This is a genomic window from Burkholderia sp. BCC1047, assembly GCF_902833155.1.
GTDB lineage: Bacteria > Pseudomonadota > Gammaproteobacteria > Burkholderiales > Burkholderiaceae > Burkholderia > Burkholderia sola.
Genome location: NZ_CADFEH010000054.1, coordinates 13223 through 35574, shown reverse-complemented (window position 1 = coordinate 35574; position 22352 = coordinate 13223). Strand labels below are relative to the sequence as shown.

Genomic DNA, 22352 nt, shown 5'->3' with positions numbered 1-22352 from the left:
GCCACGTCGATCACTCCGTTCCCCTGCCCGTTGCCGAGCAGGTCAGTGTTCTACGTGGGTCAATATTCGATGCAAATTACTGCGTAGGGTGGGTCAGGATTCCGTGCAAATCAACAGCTGGTTTGAGTGACTTGGTCGGCGAGATCGTCGTCGAAGCCGCACAGCATGGTGAGTTCGGCGAGCTGCTCGTCCGCCAACCGAAGCGAGCGCAGTGTATGCGGCATCGAGCGAGCGGCTTCAGCAATGATCGCGGCATCGCGGGCATCGGTCTTGGCTTCACCGGCGTGTAGATCAGCGATGCGACGCATGGCCAGTCCCGGCAGATAGGCGACGAGTACACCTTCAGCGCGGGCGACGGCTACAGGAAGCGCACCGATGGTGGACGGCTGATCGACGACGAACAGCAGTCGACCGTGAGTCTTGAGCTCGGCGATGAGGGCTCGCAGCTTGACCTCGTCGTTGGGTAGCGCCTTGTTGTACAGGCGCTTGCCGTTCCGATCGAGCGCGACGGCATGATGCTGGCCTTTACCGACATCGACGCCGACGAAGACATCGACGGCACCATGTTGTTGAGTGTCTTGCATCGAAGTATGAGCAGAGTGAACGGATTGGCCTGCAACAACGGTGGCAAGTCTCGGCATCCACGTTACGGACGGCGTCGGGATATCCCGGCCAAACCCCTATCAGCGATCACCAGCCACCCACCAGGCCCGGTGACAACCCCCCCCGGATCATGACTGCGACTGGGGGCGGGAATCATGCCGGGCCTGGCTGGCCAAAGCCCCGATTATCGGGGCGTGAAGATAGTAACGGGGCGGTATTGCATCGGTGGCCTGATCGTCGCGATATTAGGTGCCGACTAGGAGAAGCGGGACTGATCGTGGCAACGATGCGTCCACGGCGATGGGATCGCGATGGGCGTTTAGCCGGGAAGTGAAACTGAACGGCATATGTCACTGAGCGACAGACGCAAAAAAGCCTCCGCGAGGGAGGCTTTTTTGCACTATCGAAGATAGTTGGTAGGGTGGGAGGGACTCGAACCCTCGACTCTCTGATTAAAAGTCAGATACTCTAACCAACTGAGTTACCACCCCACATTCTTGAAACCTGTCGGTTCGTTGCTTCAACAACCTAGGCAACGACCTAAAGAGCAAAAGATTATAGCGACGGGTTACAGGACTGTCAACAACCCGTCGCGATAATTATTTGATGGTTTCGAGCTTGCCCTGTGCCGTCTGCGCCGCGTTCGACCCGGCGTACTGCGACACGACCTGCTCGAACGTCTTCTTCGCGGCCGCCTTCTGGCCTTGTTCGAGCTGGTTCGTGCCGATCGCCACGAGGGCGTCGGCCGCCCGCGGGTGTTGCGGGAACTTGCTGACGATCCCTTGCCACGTCGCGGTCGAACCGCGGTAGTCGCGCAGCGCGTATTGCGCGTTGCCGTACCAGTACTGCGCGGTCGGCTGATAGGGGCTCTGCGGATACTTCGCGATGAACGCGCGGAACGAAGCCGCCGCCGCCTTGAAGTTGCCGTTGCGGAACTGCTGCTGCGCCGCGCTGAGCGCATCCGTTTCACCCGGCTGCACGGTGCCTTCGACACCGTCGATCGTCGCCTGCTGCGGCTCGAACTTCTTGAGCCGCGTGTCGAGATCCTGGTAGTACTCCTTCTGCTGCCGCTCGAGCGTCGTCAGCCGGTTCGTCAGATCCTCGTTCTCGCCGCGCAGCGTCGCGACCTGCTGGTTCAGCTGGTCGATACGGCCGGATTGATCGAGGATCGTACGCTGGGCGGCCGACAACTGGCTCGACAGGTTGTCGCTCTTGCTGCGCAGATCGAGCACGGCACGGCGCGCTTCGTTGTCGTCGAACATGCCGGCGTGCGCCGGCGCGGCCGACCACGCCGCGCCCGCGACGCAGAATGCTGCGGCAACGCGCAGCCAGGTTGAACGGTGCGTCATACGGCGATTCTTCCGTTACTTACTGTTGGTAGACGAGGTCGGCGCGACGGTTCTGCGCCCACGATGCTTCGTCGTGACCCGTTGCCTGCGGCTTTTCCTTGCCGAGGCTCACGGCTTCCATTTGCGAGTCGTTCACGCCGAGCAGGGCCATCGCACGGCGGACGGCTTCCGCACGCTTCTGGCCCAGCGCGAGGTTGTACTCGCTCGTGCCGCGTTCGTCGGTGTTGCCCTGGATCAGCACGTGACGCTGCGGGTGGCTCTTCAGGTACTGCGCGTGCTGCTGCATCAGCGGCTGGTACTCGTCTTTCACCGAATAGCTGTCGAAGTCGAAGTAGATGCTGCGCTTCGCGAGCGGGCTGTTCGGGTCGTTCAGCGGATCGACGTTCACTTGCGCGACGTTGTCGGCGCTCGGCTGCGTGCCGATTGCGCCCGCGTTGTTCGCCTTGTCGTCGAGCTTCACGCCCGACTTGCACGCTGCAAGCGCGCTGATCATCATCACGGCCAGGGCCAGACGAGCTTTATTCGACATCATGGTTACTCTCCTTGTGGTCATTGCATGAAGGGCCCCCACGACGGCTCGCGAACGGAGCCGCCCTGGACGGACAGGATCTGCGGCGGCGCGCTGCCGTCGGAGGGCACTGCAGCCAGCACGTTGCGGCCACCCGACTGGGTGGCGTACAGAAGGTACTGGCCGTTTGCCGCGAAGCTCGGCGATTCGTCGCGATTGGTATTCGTGATGGCGTTCGCCGCGCCACTCTGCAGATCCTGAACGTACAGCTTGAAGCCCCCACCCGTGCGGGAGATGTAAGCGAGCAGCTTGCCGTCCGGGCTCACGCGCGGGCTCGTGTTGTAGCTGCCGGTGAAGGTCACGCGCTGCGCGGCGCCGGCGCTCTCACCCTGTGCGGGCATCCGGTAGATTTGCGGCGCACCGCCGCGGTCGCTCGTGAAGTAGATCCAGCGACCGTCCGGCGAGTAGAACGGCTCGGTGTCGATCGAGCTGCTCTGCGTGAGACGGCGCAGGCCGCCGCCGTTCGCGTTGACCGTATAGATTTGCGTATTGCCCGTCAGCGACAGCGCGACGGCGAGCGTGTTGCTGTCCGGCGACCACGCCGGTGCGCTGTTGTTGCCCTTCTGGTCGGAGACCATGTAGCGGCGGCCGGTCGGCAGGTCGTGGATGTAGACGATCGGCTTCTTGCGCTCGAACGACACGTACGCGACCTTCGTGCCGCTCGGCGACCATGCCGGCGAGATGATCGGTTCGGTGCTCGACAGCGCGATGCGCGCGTTCTGGCCGTCGGAATCCGAAATCTGCAACTGGTAGCGGTTGCCGGTCTTGATCACGTACGACAGGCGCGTGGCGAACACGCCGCGCACGCCGAGCAGCTTCTGGTAGATGTAGTCGGCGATCTTGTGGCCGGCCGTGCGCAGCGTGGTGTCGGTGGCCGTCAGCGACAGGCCGCCGAGGCTTTGCTGCTTCACGGTGTCGTACAGGATGAAGTTGACCTTGTACTGGCCGTTCGCGTCGCGGTTCACGCTGCCGGCGACGAACGCATTCGCGCCCTTGGCCTTCCATGCGCCGAGATCGACCGATGCGGTCTCGGGCACGGGCGTGCTGCCGGCGTCGATGTTGGTGAATTTGCCGCTGCGGGCGAGGTCGGCGCGCACGATCGACGTGACCTGCTGCGGCAGGTTCGCCTCGTTTGTGAAATTCGCGGTGGCAATGGGGAACTGGGTCGACCCGACGCCGGTGATCAGCACGTTGACCTGGGCGTTAGCGGCGCTGCCCGCCGTGATCAGACACGAGGCCACGAGTGCCCTGAAACCTAGCTTTGTCATCAAACTCATGCTTCTTGCTTCCCGTATGGCTTGGATCGCTGCGCAACCGCAGAGACAGTAAAAATACCCGATTCGTTCCCGTCCTACAGCGACGCTCGGAGTGTAAGCGCATTTCGTTTCACTCCGCCGCCTTGAAGGTAATCGTAATGTCGGACGGGGTCCGACCGTTAGAATCGGGCGGCAACGGGACCGATGCGTGGATCGCATTGACCACGGCCTGATCCCACCCCGAATTCCCGCTCGAGCGGGAGACCGATGCGCTCAATACGTCACCGGACGGCGTGCACCGAATCTTGACGACGGTGGTCAGGCCTGCCCGCTCGCCGCCCCACACGATGTTCGGCTTGACGCGGCGGCGCACCTTGTCGGCATAGCCGGGCGTCGCGGCATTGCCGCCGGAGCCCGTGCCGGTGCCGCTTTTCGCGAGGCCGTCGCCGCCACCTTCGCCGGCGCCGGACAGCCCCTGCATCTGCGCGAGGCGCGCGCTGCGCTCGCGGTCCAGCTTCGCGTTCGCCGCCGCATTGGCCTTCGCGCGCGCCGCGGCTTCGGCCTTCGCCTTGGCCTGGGCTTCCGCCTTGGCCTTCGCGGCTGCGTCGGCTTTCGCCTTCGCTGCCTGCTGCGCTTCGAGCTGCGCCTGCTTTTGCTGCTGGAGTTTCTGCTGTTCGAGCTTCTGCTGCTCGGCGAGCTGCTGTTGCTTGAGCTTGTCGGCCTGCTTCTGTTTGTCGCGTTCCGCGGCTTTCTGGGCGGCGAGCGCGGCGGCCTGTTGCGCGGCGAGCTGCGCGCGCCGGGCTTCTTCTTCCTGCTGGGCCTTCAGTTGCTGCGCGCGGCGCTGCTGCTCGAGCTGCGCCTCGCGCGCGGCCGCTTCCTGCTGACGCTTCTTCTGCTGCAGCGCGATGTCGGCCTGCTCGTCGCGCACCGGGGCAGGGGGCGGCGCGACCTTCGCGGGCGGCGTGGGCGTGACGACGGGCCGCGGCGCGGGGACGTCGGGCACTTCGGTCCACAGCTCGGCTTCGGCGCCGGCCGGCGTGCTGTTCTGCCACTGCACGCCGTGATAGAGGAACAGCGCGAGCAGCACGTGCATCAGCGCGGCGAGCGCGAACGCGCGCCACGTCCCGCGCTCCCGGGGAGGCTGGAGCGGGTAGGCGGACCTGCGCGTGGATTGCTGCCGGTTCATTGCGATTTGACGAGGAGGCCGACGCGCTTGACGCCGCGCGCCTTCAGATCTGACATCACGGTCATGACCGCATCGTACTGCACGGTCTTGTCGGCTGCGATCACGACCGGCTGGTCAGGGTGATCGGCCTGCCGGGCCGTGATGAAGCTGTCGAGCTCGGCCTTCGTCATCGTGTCTTCCTGGGTCGCGCCCGAGTCGCCCTTGTACTTGACGCTCATCGTGCGGTCGGCCTTGATGTTGACGACGACGGGCGGCGTCTGCTCCTGCGGCGCGGCATTGCCGACGGTCGGCAGGTTGATGATCGACGGCGCGACGAGCGGTGCGGTGACCATGAAGATCACGAGCAGCACCAGCATCACGTCGATGTACGGCACGACGTTGATGTCGGCCATCGCGCGGCGCGAGCGGCCGCCGCGCATGCTGGATCGGATGGGGCTTCCTGCCATGGCGCGCTCCTTACTGGGCCTGACGCTGCAGGATGTTCGAGAACTCTTCGATGAAGGTCTCGAAGCGGATCGCGAGGCGGTCGATGTCGTGCGCGTAGCGGTTGTACGCGACCACCGCCGGAATCGCGGCGAACAGGCCGATCGCGGTAGCGACGAGCGCCTCGGCGATGCCCGGCGCGACGTTCGCGAGCGTGGCCTGCTGCACGTTCGCGAGGCCGCGGAACGAATTCATGATCCCCCAGACCGTGCCGAACAGGCCGATGTACGGGCTGACCGAGCCGACCGACGCGAGGAACGCGAGATTGGCTTCGAGCACGTCCATTTCACGCTGGAACGACGCGCGCATCGCGCGGCGCGCACCGTCGAGCACGAGGCCCGGATCGCTGAGGCGCTTTTCCTTCGCCTTCAGGAATTCGCGCATCCCGGATTCGAAGATCCGCTCAAGCGCACCGATCGTGTGGCGGTTGTTGGCCGCGCTTTGATACAGCGCCTGCAGGTCGCCGCCCGACCAGAAATCCTTCTCGAAGCGTTCGGTCTGCGCGCGCGCGCGGCGGATCGCGAACCACTTGCGGAAGATGAAGGTCCACGACATCAGCGACAGCAGCAGCAGCAGCCCCATCACGGCCTGGGCCAGCACGCTCGCGTTGAGGACGAGGGAAATGATCGACAGGTCTTGAACAGTATTCATAGAGGTTTGAGTAACGTCCCTTCGGGAGTGCCCGGCAAGGGCGTCCGGTGTGCGTGCGGCGCGGCGCGCCGGCGAGGCCTGACGCCGAACCTTGCTTAGTATCGAATCAGAACGGCAAGTTCATAGGCTGTGTCTAAACGGCGCTCATGCGAGCTTCGTTGACAAACCAGTCTGCCCCGCGTCGATGACGGGCCCGCGTTGCAGCGCGTCGAGCACGGCCGGCGGGATGGCCGCGGGCCGGATGCCGTGACGGTCGACGCAGCCGAGGCGGATCTGCCCGGCCACGAGCAGCGTGTCGCCGCACCAGGCTTCCTGCGTGAATTCCACCGATGCGCGACCGATGCGTCCGGGGCGACTCGTGATCGTCAGCGTGTCGTCGAGTCGCGCCGGCGCGCGGTAGTCGAGCGACGTGCTGCGCACGATGAAGATCGCATCGGTCTCGTCGGAGAGCCGACGCTGGTCGACGCCGCATGCGCGAAGCCACTCGGTGCGGGCGCGCTCGAAGAACTTCAGGTAGTTGGCATAGAAGACGATGCCGCCTGCATCGGTATCCTCGTAGTACACGCGCACCGGCCAGGTAAAGCCGGACGGCGCTTCCGGGGAGCGGGTAGGCTGAGTCATGGCGCGCATTCTACCGGAAGGCAAAGACGGGATTCGTAACCGATTCGTAACGGAATGTAGTGCGTCGTGGCACACCGCGGGCCGGCCGGAGCCGGGCCCGCGGCTGCGGGCGACGTGTCAGCCGCGATGGACCGTGAGGCCGGCCGGGGCTTGCGCGACCGGCATCATCTCGATCGTATTGATGTTGACGTGCGCGGGGCGCGTGGCGATCCAGTAGATCGTGTCGGCGATGTCCTCGGCCGTGAGCGGCTGGACGTTCTGATAGACGTTCGCCGCTTTTGCATCGTCGCCGCGGAAGCGGACGTTCGAGAACTCCGTGCCGCCGCACAGCCCCGGCTCGATGTCGGTTACGCGCAACGGCGTGCCGATCAGGTCGGTGCGCAAGTTCAGGCTGAATTGTCTGACGAAAGCCTTGGTCGCGCCGTATACATTCCCGCCCGGATACGGATAGGTGCCTGCCACCGAGCCCAGATTGAAGATATGGCCGCGACCGCGCGCGATCATGCCGGGTAGCAACGCGTGCGTGACGGTCACGAGGCCCGAGCAGTTCGTGTCGATCATGGTCTGCCACTCGTCGAGGCTCGCCTTCTGGGCCGGCTCGACGCCGAGCGCGAGGCCGGCGTTGTTGACGAGCACGTCGAGCGCGGCGAATTCGGCGGGGAGGGCGGCCGGCACGGCTTCGACGGCCGCGCGGTCGCGCACGTCGAGCTCGAACGGCAGCAGCGCGTCGCCGAGTTCGGCCGCGAGCGCGTCGAGACGATCCTTGCGGCGTGCGGTGGCGACGACGCGATGGCCGCCCTTGACGAAGGCGCGGGAGATGGCGGCGCCGAAGCCGGCGGACGCCCCTGTGACGAACACGATCATTGCTGCTCCTGGTCGGTAACGGAATAGCGGGTGGAATCCCGCAAGCCTACTGAGAATGCCGCACCGCGGCAAGACGGCGAAGCGTTCCGGCACGGGCGCGTAGAGTCCGGCCCTCATTGTTTGGAGGCCACTGCCGTGCGGTTGCCTATTCATGACGCATCCAATACACTAATGTGCTCATCACCCCTGCGTGACTGGCGATAGAACCCTTCGGGTTCAAGGTGGAGCATCCCACCGTGAAGCGCGGGGCGCCGTTTTTGCCGTTCGCCTGGGCAGCCGTTGTGCGCCGTCGCGTGCATCGCCGGTGGCTGTCCTGCCTCGCGTCATACGGATTCTTCCGCCACGTCGAGCTGGTCTCGCCAGCAGCGCACCGTACTCGGCCGCTCCGGTCAACCTGTACACACTTAACGGAAACCGTATGTTTGACAGAGCCCAAAGCACCATTGCGAACGTCGATCCCGAAATCTTTGCAGCGATCGAGCAGGAAAACCGCCGCCAGGAAGATCACATCGAACTGATCGCGTCGGAAAACTACACGAGCCCGGCCGTGATGGCCGCACAAGGCTCGCAGCTCACGAACAAGTACGCGGAAGGGTATCCGGGCAAGCGCTACTACGGCGGCTGCGAGTACGTCGACGTGGTCGAGCAGTTGGCGATCGACCGTGTGAAGCAACTGTTCGGCGCGGAAGCCGCGAACGTGCAGCCGAACTCGGGGTCGCAGGCGAACCAGGGCGTGTTCTTCGCGATGCTCAAGCCGGGCGACACGATCATGGGCATGAGCCTCGCGCATGGCGGTCACCTGACGCACGGCTCGCCGGTGAACATGTCGGGCAAGTGGTTCAACGTGGTGAGCTACGGCCTGAACGAAAACGAAGACATCGACTACGAAGCGGCCGAGCAACTCGCGCAGGAACACAAGCCGAAGCTGATCGTCGCGGGCGCGTCGGCGTTTGCGCTGAAGATCGACTTCGAGCGTCTGGCGAAGATCGCGAAGTCGGTGGGCGCGTACCTGATGGTCGACATGGCGCACTACGCCGGTCTGATCGCGGCGGGCGTGTATCCGAACCCGGTGCCGCACGCGGATTTCGTGACGACGACGACGCACAAGAGCCTGCGCGGCCCGCGCGGCGGCGTGATCCTGATGAAGGCCGAATACGAGAAGCCGATCAACTCGGCGATCTTCCCGGGGATCCAGGGCGGCCCGCTGATGCACGTGATCGCGGCGAAGGCCGTGGCGTTCAAGGAAGCGCTGTCGCCCGAGTTCAAGGAATATCAGCAGAAGGTCGTCGAGAATGCACGCGTGCTGGCCGAAACGCTGGTGAAGCGCGGGCTGCGGATCGTGTCGGGCCGCACGGAAAGCCACGTGATGCTGGTCGACCTGCGCGCGAAGAACATCACGGGCAAGGCAGCGGAAGCGGCGCTCGGCGCGGCGCACATCACGGTGAACAAGAACGCGATCCCGAACGACCCGGAAAAGCCGTTCGTGACGAGCGGCGTGCGCCTGGGTTCGCCGGCGATGACGACGCGCGGTTTCGGGCCGGCGGAAGCCGAACAGGTGGGCAATCTGATCGCCGACGTGCTCGAGAATCCGGAAGACGCAGCGACGATCGAACGCGTGCGCGCGCAGGTCGCCGAGCTGACCAAGCGTTTCCCGGTCTATCGCTGATCGCCGATGCGCTGCCCGTTCTGCCGGCATGACGACACGCAGGTCGTGGACTCGCGCGTGTCCGAAGATGGCGCCGCGATTCGGCGGCGCCGTCGCTGCTCGGCTTGCGACAAGCGTTTCACGACGTACGAGCGGGTCGAGCTGTCCCTGCCGTTCGTCGTGAAGAAGGACGGCAGCCGCACGGAATTCGACCGTCGCAAGATCGTCGCCAGCATGCAACTCGCGCTGCGCAAGCGGCCGGTTGCCGCCGACGCGATCGACGCGGCGGTCGCCCGCATCGAGTATCAACTGCTCGCGACTGGCGAGCGCGAAGTGCGTAGCGAGAAGCTGGGCGAACTCGTGATGAACGAGTTGCGCGGCCTCGATACGATCGCCTATGTGCGCTTCGCATCGGTGTATCGCCAGTTCGAGGACGTTTCCGAATTTGCCGACGTGATCGAAGAGTTCCGTCGCGCCTCTCCCGCCAAGACCCCACGTAAGCGCTGACGCGCTGCGTTCGTTCATCGTCTGCTCCATTGGTTCGATTCGCGCCGATTGTGTCGGTTGCGATCGCATGTCGCCAGTCGGCCGTTCGGCTAATGGCGCACATCCGCACGCGCCGCTACAGTCGTCGCATCACCGTGGCGGAGGACGATTGCGATGGAACCGGGCGCTCAACCCTTTAAGAATGTGGTGCAACGGCCGGGCGGATTCACGCTCGTCGAGCTGATGGTCGCCATGTCGCTGGCAGCGGGGCTCGCGCTCTATGCGGTGCCCACGTTCGACCAGTGGCGCATGCGCGAACGCGTGGATGCCCGTTCGCGCGCGCTGCTCGGTGCGCTGTCGTTTGCGCGTGCCGAGGCAACGCGTCTCGGCGCGCGCGTCACGCTGTGCCGCGCCGGGCGCGACGGCGCCTGTCTGCGTGCCGGTGAGCAATGCGATCCGGCCGAATGGTCGTGCGACTGGATCGTCAGCGGGCAAGTCGACGGGCAGTCGCGTGTGCTGCGACGCTACCCGCGCGATGCCGAAGTGGCCGTCGCGGGCGCCGCGCATGAGCTCGCATTTGCGCCGCCGGTCGGTCAGTCGATCGGCGGCATCCGGCGTTTCGAGGTGCGTCCGCGGCGCAGCGTGTCCGGCGCCGACGACGCGCGCGCGTCGCGTTGCGTGCGGATTGCGGCAGGCGGTCGCGCGCGGCTGGTCGCCGGCCGCTGCGATGCGGCGTGATCGCGATGCGCAATGCCATGCGCGGGACGTCGTTGATCGAGGCGACGCTGGCCATCGCGCTGCTCGCCGCCGTGATGCTGGCAGTGGCCGGCAGCCAGCTCGCGATGGCGCGTGCGCAGCGCGCGACGATCTGGCGCGAACGCGCGCTGTGGCTGGCCGATGCGCGTATCGAGCGTCTGCATGCTGCCGCGGCGGCCGGCGACGATCTCGCGGCGCTCGCGGCCGCATCGTTGCCGGGCGGCGCGATGATGCTCGACGGCGGGCCGGGCGGTGTGCGCTACGCGGTTGTCCGCTGGCGGGGCGGCGATGGGCTCGCGTCGGCGCGCTGCGATGGCGCGGGAATGTCGACGCGGCCGCCGTCGTGTGTCCGCATTCCATTTCGCGAGCGGGCGGGCGATGAACGCTGATCGCCGTACGCGTGGCCATACGCTGCTCGAAGTGCTGATCGCGATGACCGTCGGGCTCCTCGTGCTCGCGGCGGCCGGTGCGCTGTACCACGCGCAGCGCATTGCGCAGCGGCGCGCGGAAGACGGGTTCAGGATGCGCGACGCGGCCGCGACCGCGCTGATGCTGATCGGTCAACAGATCCAGATGGCAGGATTCCTGCCGCTCGATGCACAAGCGCCATCGTCGTTGCCGCCGGTGTTCGGGTGTTCGGCGGCGCGCGTGCGGGGTAGCGGCGCACAGGTGCGCTGCGAGCCCGTGCGCCTGTCGTCGGACGCGTTGCTGGTCCGGTATGTCGGCGATGCGGTATCGACGTGGACGACGGTGAACGGCCAGACGTCGGATTGCCTCGGGCAGGGTGTCGGCGAGCCGGGCGAAGCTGCGCCGGTGGAGAATCGCTTCGATGCGCATGTCAGCCCGTCGACGGGCGAACCCGAACTGTATTGCGAAGGAAGCGGCCGTCCGGGCACGCCGCAGCCTGTCGCGGCGGGAATCGATCAGTTGCGCCTGCGCTATTTGCGTCGCGGCGCCACGCAGTTCGTCGACGCCGATGCGATGCGTGCGGACGACTGGCGCGAGGTCGTGGCCGTGCATGTCTGCGTACGGGCGCGCGGCGAGCCGATGCGTGAACCGACGCCGCATATCGACTGCGACGGCCGCGCCGCCGTTGCATCGGACGGCCGCGCACGTTTGACGCTCGATCGCATCGTCGCGTTGCGGAACGTCGCGCCCACACCCGACGCTGCGTTGGATGAGGCAACCCGAGCAAGCGAGGTGGCGCGATGAGCGGCGCAGCGCAGGGCGCGCGGGACGACGTCTCGCGATGCGTCGAGAGAGGCCACGCGCACGAGCGCGCCGTCGCGAGCGGGGCGATCCGCAGCAGGCCGCACGCGTCGGCGTTCAGGCGATGAGCCCGCGCGAGCCGCACATGCGTTTCCGGCCCTCCCGCCGCGCGTGGCGTCGCGATGCAGGCCTTGCGTTGCCCGCGGTGATCGCGGTCGGCGCAGCAGTCGCGGCACTGACCGGCACGTGGTTCGACGCCGCATTGACGGAGTCGCGCCGCACCCGCGCGTTGTCGGATCGGCTGATCGCATTCCACGCGGCCGATGCCGCGCTGGCCGCGTGCACCGCGCGATTGCTGCGCGGCTCGGCACCGTACGTGAACGAAAGCGACTCGCATGCGGAGCCCGACGCCTAGCGGCTGCCGAAGCGTTCGCGCCTTTCGCCGATTGGCCGATGGCCGCGCAACCGCCGCGATGCCTGATCGAGGCGTGGCGGCGCCCGGCAGCGCAGGCACGCGACCGTGCTTACCTGGTCACCGCGCGTGGCGTCGGCGCGCACGCGTCGAGCGCCGTGTGGCTGCAACACCAGGTCGCGATACGCGACGGCCACATCGTCGTATTGCGCTGGCGTCGTATCGCGAGCATGTCGTGCGGGTTCACCGCGCGTCGGCGGTGTCCGCGCTGTACCGTGCGGCCCAATATCTTGAAACGCTGGACGGCGCGCCGCCCGCGGCGTTGCCGGACGCGCTCGCGCAGGCGCCGCCGGACGGGCATGCCGTGTATCGATTGACGCTCGGGCGGCCGGATGGCGACGATTCGCCGGTGAACTACGAACTGGCGGCGACGCCGCTCGACACCGGTCCGATGCGCGACGATGCATGCGGCACGTTCACGCTGCGCTCGGACGGGACGAAAGGCAATGCAGGAAGCGAAGGTGTCGACGAACCGGGCGCTGTCTGCTGGAGCGTGCGCTGAGTTCGCGAGGAGAGTGCGCAGCGGCGCATGGCCGCGCGCGCGGGATGCCGATGGTCAGTCGTCGCGTGGGTCGAGCCCGCGCTCGTCGCGGGACTGCTTCCAGATCCGGTAGACCTCCCATGCGGCGAAGCCGAGCGTGCCCCACTTCAACGCGGGGCCCGTGCTCGCGCGCAGCAGCGAGCGAACGGGTTTCGCCAGCACGAGCGATGCGAGCGAGCTCAGCATCGGATACTGGTTGACGAGCTGGCCGAGGCTTGCGTTCAGGTTCTTGGCCGACTGGCCAAACCTGCTGGTCGACAACCCGGGGATGAACACCTTGAGCCAGCTGAAGCGCGTGACGGCGTGGCGCATTTCGGCGGCGGCCTCCGCAAATTCGAGCCGCTCGACTTCGGATCGCAGGATCAGCAATTCCTTGCGGAGCGCGCGGTGCTGCGACGCGCTCCAGTTCGATCGCGACGAATGGGAGCGGGAGGGATTGCCCGTGATGTTCTGGCTCATGGCGCGTCGGCGAAGTAGGTGGGAGGGACGAGCGCGAGGGCGCTCACGGCTTGCCGCGGAACAGGTCGCGGTCTTTCTCGAGCTCGGCGAGCGTCGCCTCGAACACGGTCGGCGCGTCGCGCAGGCCCGAGCGCGCCTTCAGCGCGCATGCGATGCCGCCAATGGCATACAGCGCGGTGATCGCGGCGAGCGCCTGCCAGCGGTAGGTATCCCAGAACGCGATCGCGATCAACACGGTCAGGCTGATGAGCGCCATCGTCGCGAGCATCATCGCGGCGAGGCCGAGGAACAGCACGCCCATCAGGCGCTCCTTCTCCTCGGCAAGCTCGATGCCCACCAGTTCGAGGCGCGTCTGCAGAAGGCCGATCGCGGAGCCGACGAGGCGGCGCAGCGGTCCTTGACCGGACGGCTGCGAGGAGGTGTCTGTCGTCATGGATGAGAGGCTTGCGCGTGCAGTAAGCAGCTAGGACCAAGCCGGCCGGCGCAGGCCGGCTGGCTTCGACGCCCGCGGGCCGCGCGACGCGGCCCGCGGGACGAAACGGCGCAGAGCGCGTTACTTGCGGTTGATCAGCAAGCCGATCAGCACGCCGACGCCGGCGGCCACGCCGATCGACGTCCACGGATGCTCGTGCACGTAGTCGTCGGTCGCGCGCGCGGCCTTCTTGCCTTTCTCGACCACCACGACCTGGACGTCGGCAGCCTTTTCCTTGGCCTGCTTCAGGCGAGACATGGCCTTCTCGCGCAGCTCGGCCGCACGGTCGCCCGTGCTGCTCGCTGCTTGCTTGAGCAGGTCTTCGGCGTCCGAGAGAACGGTTTTGATATCCGACATCAGTTTCTCCTTGTTGATTTCCGACATTGCAACTCCCTTCGTGCTGTCATGCTGCAGGTTCACATCGTAGCGAAACCCCTGCCTGCTGGCGAGCCGGGAAGACACACGGCGGCAGCGCAAGACTGCATGGTAAACGACTTGTAATCATGAACAGAGCGACAAAGGATTGAAAAGTTTCCCTTGCCGCCCACCGTCCTGCCACGACGCCGGGTAAAAATGACAAAAAAGTATGAATATCAAACGGAATATTCGTTCGCACGACCCATGGCTTCCCGTAAGCTGATGGACTGCCCCGCGCTGTCCGGCGCGCGGTTTCAACCAGCATCGTTCGAGGAGGGAACATCATGAGTCTGCGTCTTGGTGACATCGCACCGGATTTCGAGCAGGAATCGAGCCTGGGCACCATCAAGTTTCACGAGTGGCTCGGCAACAGCTGGGGCGTGCTGTTCTCCCATCCGGCCGACTACACGCCGGTGTGCACGACCGAACTCGGGCTGACCTCGAAGCTGAAGGGCGAATTCGAGAAACGCAACGTGAAGGTGATCGCGCTGTCGGTCGACGGCGTCGAATCGCACAAGGGCTGGATCAACGACATCAACGAAACGCAGTCGACGGTCGTGGGCTTCCCGATCATCGCCGACGCGGACCGCAAGGTGTCGCAGCTGTACGACATGATTCACCCGAACGCGAACGAAACGCTGACGGTGCGTTCGCTGTTCGTGATCGACCCGAACAAGAAGGTGCGGCTCACGATCACCTATCCGGCCAGCACGGGGCGCAACTTCGACGAAGTGCTGCGCGTGATCGATTCGCTGCAACTGACCGACAATTACAAGGTCGCGACGCCCGGCAACTGGAAGGACGGCGACGACGTCGTGATCGTGCCGTCGCTGCAGGATCCGGAAGAGCTGAAGAAACGCTTCCCGAAGGGCTTCAACGCGGTGCGCCCGTATCTGCGCCTGACGCCGCAGCCGAACAAGTAAGCAGCGGCGGCCCGGAGCCGCGGCTCCGATGAAAAAAAGCCCGCCCGGCAGCGATGCCGGGCGGGCTTTTGCGTGGTGGCGTGCGCGTGCGCGGCATCGCTGCCGCGTGTGCGATGGCCGGATCGTCAGAAGAATGCCTGGATGCCCGTCTGCGCGCGGCCGAGGATCAGCGCGTGGATGTCGTGCGTGCCTTCGTACGTGTTGACCACTTCGAGGTTCACGAGATGGCGCGCGACGCCGAATTCGTCCGAGATGCCGTTGCCGCCGAGCATGTCGCGCGCGAGCCGCGCGATGTCGAGCGCCTTGCCGCACGAATTGCGCTTCATGATCGACGTGATCTCGACGGCGGCCGTGCCTTCGTCCTTCATCCGGCCGAGGCGCAGCACGCCTTGCAGGCCGAGCGTGATTTCGGTCTGCATGTCGGCGAGCTTCTTCTGGATCAACTGGTTCGCGGCGAGCGGCCGGCCGAACTGCTGGCGGTCGAGCACGTACTGGCGCGCGGTGTGCCAGCAGGACTCGGCCGCGCCGAGCGCGCCCCATGCGATCCCGTAGCGCGCCGAGTTCAGGCAGGTGAACGGGCCCCGCAGGCCGCTCACGTTCGGCATCAGGTTCTCTTCGGGCACGAACACTTCGTCGAGGACGATCTCGCCGGTGATCGACGCGCGCAACCCGACCTTGCCGTGGATCGCCGGCGCCGACAGGCCCTTCCAGCCCTTCTCGAGGATGAAGCCGCGGATCGCGTCCTTGCCGTTCTCTTCCAGCTTCGCCCACACGACGAACACGTCGGCGATCGGCGAGTTGGTGATCCACATCTTCGCGCCGGACAGCGCGTAGCCGCCCGGCACCTTCTTCGCGCGCGTGACCATGCTGCCCGGATCAGAGCCATGGTTCGGCTCGGTCAGGCCGAAGCAGCCGATCCATTCGCCGCTCGCGAGCTTCGGCAGGTATTTCTGCTTCTGCACGTCGGAGCCGAATTCGAAGATCGGCACCATCACGAGCGACGACTGCACGGACATCATCGACCGGTAGCCCGAATCGACGCGCTCGACTTCGCGCGCGATCAGCCCGTAGCTCACGTAGTTGAGGCCGGGGCCGCCGTATTCCTCGGGAATCGTCGGGCCGAGCAGGCCGACCTCGCCCATCTCGCGAAAGATGGCCGCGTCGGTGCGTTCGTGGCGGAACGCCTCGGTGACGCGCGGCGCGAGCTTGTCCTGTGCGTACGCCTGCGCGGCATCGCGGACCATCCGCTCTTCTTCGGTCAGTTGCTGGTCGAGCAGCAGCGGATCGTCCCAATGAAAAGTTGCAGCACTCATCGTCTCATCTCCTGTTGGTCCGGTCTTCCAGCCGGCCCCGTGCCAAACGTCTGCTTGACTTGTGTTCCGCTGTGCGGAACAATGTTTTGCAAATCGACCTCAGTGTAGCACCGGATGACACTTTCAACCATCGACGACACCCCCATCGACGAGCGCAAGTTCGTCGTCGCGCTCGCGCGCGGGCTCGACCTGCTGCGTGCCTTCCGGCCCGGCGAGACGATGCTGGGCAACCGCGATTTCGCGGAACGCACGGGCCTGCCGAAGGCGACGGTGAACCGGCTCGCCTATACGCTGACGGTGCTCGGCTATCTGCGCTACGACGAGACGCTCGGAAAGTATGCGCTGGACGCCGGCGTGTTGTCGCTCGGCTACGCGCTGCTGTCGGGCTCGGGGACGATCGATCTCGCGCGGCCGCACATGCAGGCGCTCGCGCGCGAAATCGGCGCGGCCGTGTCGCTCGGCTGCCGCGACGGGCTCGACATGATCTATCTGGAGACGATCCGCAGCGAGACCGCGCTGACGCTCGGGCTCGCGCCCGGCTCGCGGCTGTCGATGCTGACGAGCTCGATGGGGCGCGCATACCTGGCCGTGCAGCCGGAGGACGTGCGCCGCGCGCTCTATGCCGAACTGCATCGCGCGGCCGGCGGCGCGGCCGACGCCGATGCACTCGTCGCGGCCGCGCAGCACGCGGTGGCCGAGTTCTCCGAAGGCGGATGCTGCTATTCGTTCCGCGCGTGGCATACGGACGTGAACGCGGCGGCCGTCCCATTTCGCGAGCCGCGCGAGGGGCGCTGGCTGATCCTGAGCTGCAGCGGCCCCGCATCGTCGATGGACGAGGACGTGTTTCGCACGCAGGTCGGGCCGCGACTGAAGGCGCTCGCGCAGCGGCTCGGGCAGACGGTCTGAGCAACCCGCGCGCGGGTGTTGCCGTCGCGCGCCAACCGGTTTGTTCGCGGCGAGTGCGGGAGCGGATGCGTTGCCGTCGCGTATTGCGCGACGGGCGAACCGCGCTCATCATCGTTCGCCTGCTTCCCGACGACGAGGCCTGCCATGGCGCACCCCGAACCGATGGAAGGCGGATGCGCGTGCGGCGCGATCCGCTACCGTATCGCCGACGTTCCGACCGATGCCGGCTTCTGCCACTGCCGGCTCTGCCAGCGCACGACCGGCGCGGCGGTCGTCGCATCGGCATCGGTACCGATCGACGCATTCGAATACCTGCAGGGCGAACCGACCGTCTACGCGTCGAGCGCATGGGGCGAGCGGCGCTTCTGCGGCCGTTGCGGCGCGCAGCTCGAATACCGGCGCGCCGACGCGCCGCGGACGGTCGAGATCAATTACGCGACGCTCGACGAGCCGTCGCGGCTGCGTCCGGCGTGGCACGTCTGGTATGGGGATCGTTTCCCGGGCATCGAGATCGACGACGATCTACCGAAGTACGACGACGGTGGCAGGGAATAGGCCGCACATCGGTGTCGAGCGCGCGCACAAGCGCGTTCGACCTTTCTGCGTGAACGAACAAGGAACCGGCCGCCGCGCCACGTTACGTGCTGAAACCCGATTCCCTGAGCAACACGACACCGGAGTCCGCCATCCGGCGTGCCGCTCCCGCGCGTCTTCCCCGCGGGTCCCTCAGACCGTCACGACCTTCGCGAACACCGGCCCCTGCATGAACCGCACGTCGTGCTGGCGCAGCAGCTCGCACTGCGTCTCGTCGACGACGCCGTCGAAGATCAGCGGAATCCGCACGCGCTGCGCATAGGCGACGAGCGCCTTGACCATCCCGTCGCGCAACGCGATGCCCGCATCCATCTTGATGTAGTCGGGGCGCGCCATATCCGATTCGACCGCGAGGATGCGGCCGGGGTCGGGCAGCTTGTCCGCGACCTTGAAGCCGTGATGCTGGTAGCTGCGCGTCAGGTAGCCGAGGAACGTCTTGTGGGCGACCGCGACCGCCGGCAATTCGATCACGATCCGCTCGGTCGGCAGCCCGAAGCGCTGCAGCACCGACGAGAAATGCTTGCCGTGGTCGTACTTCACGCTCTTGAGCAGCCGCTCGTGCACGCGCAGGAACAGCAGCCCGTGGCGCTGCGCGCCGAAGAAATTGATCGCGTGCAGCGCGCGCGACAGGCGGTCGATCGCGACCAGCGTCTGGTCGTCGACGGCCGCGTCGACCGGATCGTGCTGCGCGCCGGTGACGACCGTGACGGCCTGAAAGCCGAGCTCGTCGCCGTAGCGCTCGATCGCGTCGGCGAACGACGTCGATTGCGGCGAGCCGGGCATCGTCACGTCGTAGATCGGCTCGTACGCGCTGGCGAGCGTGCGCTCGGGCAGGTTCGCGCATGCGGTCCCGCCTTCTGCAAGCGCGAGGTGCTCCCGCAGATACGGCAGTTGCCCGGCACGGGTGACCAGCTCGGGGATGGTAGGCGGAATCATCGGCGTGAAAAGGAAAAATGGCGGCCGAAAGGGCCGCCTCGTTGACTTGATATTAGCAGTGCGCGCCGCGCTCGGCTTGCCGTTTCACTCATATGGTTATCCCGTTCCCGAGCGCGCGATCAGGGTTTACGTTGATTTCACTATTCGTAATTGGTTTTACTATTCGTAAATCCAGGATTTGTCGCCGATCAAGAAACGCGGCAGGCAGGCGCCGAGAAACGGCGCCGTTCAAGAATCGACAGGAGCAAGGAGCGAGACGTGGCGGTTGACAGGACAGGCGGGCGCACGCGCCGGCGGCAGACGGACGGGACGACGGGCGCGGCGGTGCGCGCACGGCGCGGTTGACGCGCGGATGGCGACCATGAGCATCGATTACCAGACGCTGAAATTCGAGTACCGCGCCCGCGCGCACGACGCGGCCGTCCACCCGGTGATCGTCGTCGGCGCGGGCCCGGTGGGCCTCGCGGCCGCAATCGATCTCGCTCAGCACGGCGTGCCGGTCGTGCTGCTCGACGACGACGACACGCTGTCGACCGGCTCGCGCGCGATCTGCTTTGCGAAGCGCACGCTCGAGATCTTCGACCGGCTCGGCTGCGGCGAACGCTTCGTCGACAAGGGCGTGAGCTGGCACGTCGGCAAGGTGTTCCTGCAGGACGAGCAGCTTTACGCGTTCGACCTGCTGCCCGAGGAAGGGCATGCGCGTCCGGCGTTCATCAACCTGCAGCAGTACTACGTCGAAGGCTATCTGGCCGATCGCGCGTTCGAGCTGCCGAACATCGACATCCGCTGGAAGCACAAGGTGACGGGCGTCGACCAGTCGGCCGAACACGCGGTGCTGACGATCGAGACGCCGGACGGCGTCGCGACGCTGCGTGCGCAGTACGTGATCGCGGCCGACGGCTCGCGCAGCCCGATGCGCACGATGATGGGCCTGGAAAGTCGCGGCCGCACGTTCAAGGACCGCTTCCTGATCGCCGACGTAAAGATGAAGGCGGAGTTTCCGACCGAGCGATGGTTCTGGTTCGATCCGCCGTTTCACCGCAACCAGTCGGTGCTGCTGCACCGCCAGCCGGACAACGTGTGGCGCATCGACTTCCAGCTCGGCTGGGATGCCGATCCGGTCGCCGAGAAGCAGCCGGAGCGCGTGATCCCGCGCGTGCGGGCGCTGCTCGGGCCGGATGTCGAGTTCGAGCTCGAGTGGGTGAGCGTCTATACGTTCCGCTGCCAGCGGATGGATACGTTCCGCCACGGCCGCGTGCTGTTCGCGGGCGATTCCGCGCACGGCGTGTCGCCGTTCGGCGCGCGCGGCGCGAACAGCGGCGTGCAGGACGCGGACAACCTCGCGTGGAAGCTGAAGCTGGTGCTCGACGGCCGTGCACACGATCGCCTGCTCGACACCTATGCAAGCGAGCGCGAGTTCGCGGCCGACGAGAACATCCGCAACTCGACGCGCTCGACCGACTTCATCACGCCGAAGAGCGCGGTGTCGCGCGTGTTCCGCGATGCGACGCTGAAGCTTGCGCGCGACTGCGAGTTCGCGCGCAAGCTGGTGAACAGCGGGCGCCTGTCGGTGCCGGCCGTGCTGGCCGATTCGCCGCTGAACACGCCGGACCGCAACGGCGACACGTTTGCAGGCGCGATGCGGCCGGGCGCGGCGGCGGCCGATGCGCCGGTGCGCGTGCAGGGTGCGCCGGGCTGGCTGCTGCAGCATCTGTGCGGCGGCTTTACCGGCGTGCTGTTCGGCTTGCCGGGCGACGCGGCCGCGCTCGCGCAGGCCGTCGACGGCCTCGCGCTGCCGGTGCGGCCGGTCCTCGTCGTGCCGGCCGGGCATGCGCAGCCGGTGGCCGGCATCGACGTCGTGGAGGACGTCGACGGCCTCGCCGCGCGGCGCTACGACGCGCAGCCCGGCACGTTCTACCTGCTGCGTCCCGACCAGCACGTGTGCGCACGCACGCGCACGCTCGACCGTCAGGCGATCGCCGACGCACTGGCGCGCGCGACCTGCGCACGCTGAATACGATAAAGACACCGGAGACACCGTCATGCCCCCACTCGACACCCGCCCGCGCCTGGCCGACCCCGACGCGTTCTACGAAGCGCTGATCGACATGCATCGCGACCTGTCGGATGCCGACAGTCAGCTCGTCAACGCGAAGCTGATCCTGCTGCTCGCGAACCAGGTCGGCGACGCCGACGTGCTGCGCGAAGCGATGACGCTCGCGCGCCAGGGCGTGACGCCGCCCGTGCATCCGGCCGCCGAGGTCGCGCAATGAGCGCGGCGGCCGATACGCGCGTGCTCGAAGTCGAGCGCGTGATCGACGAGACCCATCGCCCGGGCTTTCACGCGATGCTGCTCGCGCTGTGCGGGCTGTGCCTCGTGATCGACGGTTTCGATGCGCAGGCGATGGGCTACGTCGCGCCGAGCGTGATCGCCGAATGGGGCGTGCCGAAGCAGGCGCTCGGCCCCGTGTTCAGCGCGAGCCTGTTCGGGATGCTGCTCGGCGCGCTCGGGCTGTCGGTGCTGGCCGACCGGATCGGGCGGCGCCCGGTGCTGATCGGCTCGACGCTGTTCTTCGCGGTGACGATGCTCGCGACGCCGTTCGCGAGCTCGATCCCCGTGCTGATGGCGCTGCGCTTCGTCACAGGCCTCGGCCTCGGCTGCATCATGCCGAACGCGATGGCGCTGGTCGGCGAGTTCAGCCCCGCCGCGCATCGCGTGAAGCGGATGATGATCGTGTCGTGCGGCTTCACGCTCGGCGCGGCGCTCGGCGGCTTCATCAGCGCGGCGCTGATTCCGGCGCTCGGGTGGCGCTCGGTGTTCTTCGTCGGCGGCGCGGTGCCGCTCGTGTTGACGATCGCGATGGTCGCGCGGCTGCCCGAATCGCTGCAGTTCCTGGTGCTGAAAGGGCGCGTCGCGCAGGCGCGCGACTGGCTCGCGCGGTTCGCGCCGCAAGCCGGCATCGATGCGAATACGCGGCTCGTCGTGCGCGAGCGTGCGGCGAGCGGCGCGCCGGTCGCCGAGCTGTTCCGGCATGGCCGCCTGCCGGTCACGCTGCTGCTGTGGGCGATCAGCTTCATGAACCTGATCGACCTGTACTTCCTGTCGAACTGGCTGCCGACCGTGATGCGCGAAGCCGGCTATTCGCCGGGCACGGCGGTGATCGTCGGCACGGTGCTGCAGACGGGCGGCGTGATCGGCACGCTGTCGCTCGGCTGGTTCATCGAACGTTACGGCTTCGTGCGCGTGCTGTTCGCGTGCTTCGCGTGCGCAGCCGTGTCGGTGGGACTGATCGGCTCGGTCGCGCATGCGCTGCCGTGGCTGCTGTTGGTCGTGTTCGCGGGTGGCTTCTGCGTGGTCGGCGGACAGCCGGCCGTGAACGCGCTCGCGGGCCAGTATTACCCGACGTCGCTGCGCTCGACGGGCATTGGCTGGAGCCTCGGCATCGGCCGGATCGGCTCGGTGCTCGGGCCGCTCGTCGGCGGGCAACTGATTGCACTGAACTGGACCAACGGCGCGCTGTTCCACGCGGCCGCGGTGCCCGTGCTGTGCTCGGCGCTGTTCGTGCTGGGCCTGGCCGGTGTGACGCGGCGCAACGGCGCGCTGGCGCCGAACGCCGCGATGAATTGATGGAGAAAGGAAAA

Annotated in this window: 24 protein-coding genes, 1 tRNA gene, 3 pseudogenes and 1 riboswitch; of the genes and pseudogenes, 13 read left to right on the top strand and 15 right to left on the bottom strand. The window is 66.7% G+C overall.

The annotated features are described in order from the left end of the window. Nucleotides 1–116 precede the first annotated feature (116 nt). The 10 genes and pseudogenes from HWX55_RS34025 to HWX55_RS33980 form a co-directional block, all read right to left on the bottom strand. Nucleotides 117–584, bottom strand: a pseudogene (locus HWX55_RS34025) (IS110 family transposase); the annotation flags it as partial. A gap of 433 nt (nt 585–1017) precedes the next feature. Next, nucleotides 1018–1094, bottom strand: a tRNA-Lys gene (locus HWX55_RS34020). A 108-nt stretch (nt 1095–1202) separates the two neighbouring features. Further along, on the bottom strand, nt 1203–1952 hold the full coding sequence (gene ybgF, locus HWX55_RS34015; protein WP_006484965.1) for a tol-pal system protein YbgF: 750 nt from the start codon (nt 1950–1952) through the stop codon (nt 1203–1205). Between the two features lie 19 nt (nt 1953–1971). Then, the gene (gene pal / locus HWX55_RS34010; RefSeq protein WP_050011745.1) at nt 1972–2484 is read right to left on the bottom strand and encodes a peptidoglycan-associated lipoprotein Pal; all 513 of its coding nucleotides are present in this window, start codon (nt 2482–2484) and stop codon (nt 1972–1974) included. Nucleotides 2485–2501: 17 nt separating this feature from the next. After that, a complete protein-coding gene (gene tolB / locus HWX55_RS34005) occupies nt 2502–3797 on the bottom strand; it encodes a Tol-Pal system beta propeller repeat protein TolB (RefSeq protein WP_050011744.1) in 1296 nt (431 codons plus the stop codon). Between the two features lie 109 nt (nt 3798–3906). Beyond that, a complete protein-coding gene (gene tolA, locus HWX55_RS34000) occupies nt 3907–4962 on the bottom strand; it encodes a cell envelope integrity protein TolA (protein ID WP_175978856.1) in 1056 nt (351 codons plus the stop codon). Next, on the bottom strand, nt 4959–5408 hold the full coding sequence (gene tolR, locus HWX55_RS33995) for a protein TolR (RefSeq protein WP_050011742.1): 450 nt from the start codon (nt 5406–5408) through the stop codon (nt 4959–4961). Before tolR ends, tolA begins: the two co-directional genes overlap by 4 nt. Nucleotides 5409–5418: 10 nt before the next feature. Beyond that, the gene (tolQ, locus tag HWX55_RS33990) at nt 5419–6096 is read right to left on the bottom strand and encodes a protein TolQ (RefSeq protein WP_006476795.1); all 678 of its coding nucleotides are present in this window, start codon (nt 6094–6096) and stop codon (nt 5419–5421) included. Nucleotides 6097–6240: 144 nt separating this feature from the next. Next, nucleotides 6241–6726: a tol-pal system-associated acyl-CoA thioesterase gene (gene ybgC, locus HWX55_RS33985; RefSeq protein ID WP_050011741.1), complete on the bottom strand. Its 486-nt coding sequence runs from the start codon at nt 6724–6726 to the stop codon at nt 6241–6243. A gap of 108 nt (nt 6727–6834) precedes the next feature. Further along, nucleotides 6835–7581: an SDR family NAD(P)-dependent oxidoreductase gene (locus tag HWX55_RS33980; protein ID WP_050011740.1), complete on the bottom strand. Its 747-nt coding sequence runs from the start codon at nt 7579–7581 to the stop codon at nt 6835–6837. A 180-nt stretch (nt 7582–7761) separates the two neighbouring features. Beyond that, nucleotides 7762–7862, top strand: a riboswitch (ZMP/ZTP riboswitch). Nucleotides 7863–7999: 137 nt separating this feature from the next. On the opposite strand from HWX55_RS33980, the gene glyA reads away from it, so the two are divergent. The 7 genes and pseudogenes from glyA to HWX55_RS33945 all read left to right on the top strand — a co-directional run. Further along, nucleotides 8000–9247, top strand: coding sequence for a serine hydroxymethyltransferase (glyA, locus tag HWX55_RS33975; RefSeq protein ID WP_124680104.1), 1248 nt, complete (start codon nt 8000–8002; stop codon nt 9245–9247). 6 nt (nt 9248–9253) lie between these two features. Further along, nucleotides 9254–9733, top strand: coding sequence for a transcriptional regulator NrdR (gene nrdR / locus HWX55_RS33970; protein WP_050011738.1), 480 nt, complete (start codon nt 9254–9256; stop codon nt 9731–9733). A gap of 153 nt (nt 9734–9886) precedes the next feature. Beyond that, nucleotides 9887–10450: a GspH/FimT family pseudopilin gene (locus HWX55_RS33965; RefSeq protein ID WP_124593897.1), complete on the top strand. Its 564-nt coding sequence runs from the start codon at nt 9887–9889 to the stop codon at nt 10448–10450. A 5-nt stretch (nt 10451–10455) separates the two neighbouring features. After that, nucleotides 10456–10857, top strand: a complete 402-nt coding sequence (locus HWX55_RS33960; protein WP_175978855.1) for a hypothetical protein — start codon at nt 10456–10458, stop codon at nt 10855–10857. Further along, nucleotides 10847–11680, top strand: a complete 834-nt coding sequence (locus HWX55_RS33955) for a PilW family protein (protein WP_175978854.1) — start codon at nt 10847–10849, stop codon at nt 11678–11680. The genes HWX55_RS33960 and HWX55_RS33955 overlap by 11 nt, the downstream gene beginning before the upstream one ends. A 142-nt stretch (nt 11681–11822) precedes the next feature. Beyond that, a pseudogene (locus tag HWX55_RS33950) lies at nt 11823–12322 on the top strand (hypothetical protein); the annotation flags it as partial. Then, nucleotides 12301–12651 (top strand): annotated as a pseudogene (locus HWX55_RS33945) (type IV pilin protein); the annotation flags it as partial. The pseudogenes HWX55_RS33950 and HWX55_RS33945, both read left to right, overlap by 22 nt. A 54-nt stretch (nt 12652–12705) precedes the next feature. Here the strand turns inward: HWX55_RS33945 and HWX55_RS33940 are convergent. From HWX55_RS33940 to HWX55_RS33930, 3 genes are all read right to left on the bottom strand, one after another. After that, nucleotides 12706–13149, bottom strand: a complete 444-nt coding sequence (locus tag HWX55_RS33940; RefSeq protein WP_050011733.1) for a DUF3318 domain-containing protein — start codon at nt 13147–13149, stop codon at nt 12706–12708. A 43-nt stretch (nt 13150–13192) separates the two neighbouring features. After that, nucleotides 13193–13582: a phage holin family protein gene (locus HWX55_RS33935; RefSeq protein WP_050011732.1), complete on the bottom strand. Its 390-nt coding sequence runs from the start codon at nt 13580–13582 to the stop codon at nt 13193–13195. Nucleotides 13583–13702: 120 nt separating this feature from the next. Next, nucleotides 13703–14005 carry a YqjD family protein gene (locus HWX55_RS33930; RefSeq protein ID WP_006494044.1) on the bottom strand — a complete coding sequence of 101 codons (303 nt, stop codon included), beginning with the start codon at nt 14003–14005 and terminating at the stop codon, nt 13703–13705. Nucleotides 14006–14322: 317 nt separating this feature from the next. On the opposite strand from HWX55_RS33930, the gene HWX55_RS33925 reads away from it, so the two are divergent. After that, complete coding sequence (locus tag HWX55_RS33925; RefSeq protein ID WP_006476788.1) at nt 14323–14961, top strand: peroxiredoxin; 639 nt, start codon at nt 14323–14325, stop codon at nt 14959–14961. A 125-nt stretch (nt 14962–15086) separates the two neighbouring features. On the opposite strand, the gene HWX55_RS33920 is transcribed toward HWX55_RS33925, so the two are convergent. Then, the gene (locus tag HWX55_RS33920; RefSeq protein ID WP_175978853.1) at nt 15087–16274 is read right to left on the bottom strand and encodes an acyl-CoA dehydrogenase; all 1188 of its coding nucleotides are present in this window, start codon (nt 16272–16274) and stop codon (nt 15087–15089) included. A gap of 114 nt (nt 16275–16388) precedes the next feature. Here HWX55_RS33920 and HWX55_RS33915 point away from each other — a divergent pair, with 114 nt between their 5' ends. Both HWX55_RS33915 and HWX55_RS33910 read left to right on the top strand, forming a co-directional pair. Continuing rightward, entirely contained in the window at nt 16389–17180 is a 792-nt protein-coding gene (locus tag HWX55_RS33915) for an IclR family transcriptional regulator (protein ID WP_175978852.1), read from the top strand. 144 nt (nt 17181–17324) lie between these two features. Then, complete coding sequence (locus HWX55_RS33910) at nt 17325–17735, top strand: GFA family protein (RefSeq protein WP_175978851.1); 411 nt, start codon at nt 17325–17327, stop codon at nt 17733–17735. Between the two features lie 171 nt (nt 17736–17906). Here HWX55_RS33910 and HWX55_RS33905 read toward each other — a convergent pair whose 3' ends face one another. Then, nucleotides 17907–18710 carry an EAL domain-containing protein gene (locus HWX55_RS33905; RefSeq protein ID WP_175978850.1) on the bottom strand — a complete coding sequence of 268 codons (804 nt, stop codon included), beginning with the start codon at nt 18708–18710 and terminating at the stop codon, nt 17907–17909. 361 nt (nt 18711–19071) lie between these two features. On the opposite strand from HWX55_RS33905, the gene HWX55_RS33900 reads away from it, so the two are divergent. Genes HWX55_RS33900 through HWX55_RS33890 form a run of 3 tightly spaced genes read left to right on the top strand, consistent with a single transcriptional unit; the run spans nt 19072 to nt 22338 of the window. After that, a complete protein-coding gene (locus tag HWX55_RS33900) occupies nt 19072–20724 on the top strand; it encodes an FAD-dependent oxidoreductase (protein ID WP_175978849.1) in 1653 nt (550 codons plus the stop codon). Nucleotides 20725–20752: 28 nt separating this feature from the next. Then, nucleotides 20753–20983, top strand: coding sequence for a DUF2783 domain-containing protein (locus HWX55_RS33895; RefSeq protein WP_175978848.1), 231 nt, complete (start codon nt 20753–20755; stop codon nt 20981–20983). Beyond that, the gene (locus tag HWX55_RS33890; protein WP_175978847.1) at nt 20980–22338 is read left to right on the top strand and encodes an MFS transporter; all 1359 of its coding nucleotides are present in this window, start codon (nt 20980–20982) and stop codon (nt 22336–22338) included. The genes HWX55_RS33895 and HWX55_RS33890 overlap by 4 nt, the downstream gene beginning before the upstream one ends. The last annotated feature ends 14 nt before the right edge of the window (nt 22339–22352 follow it).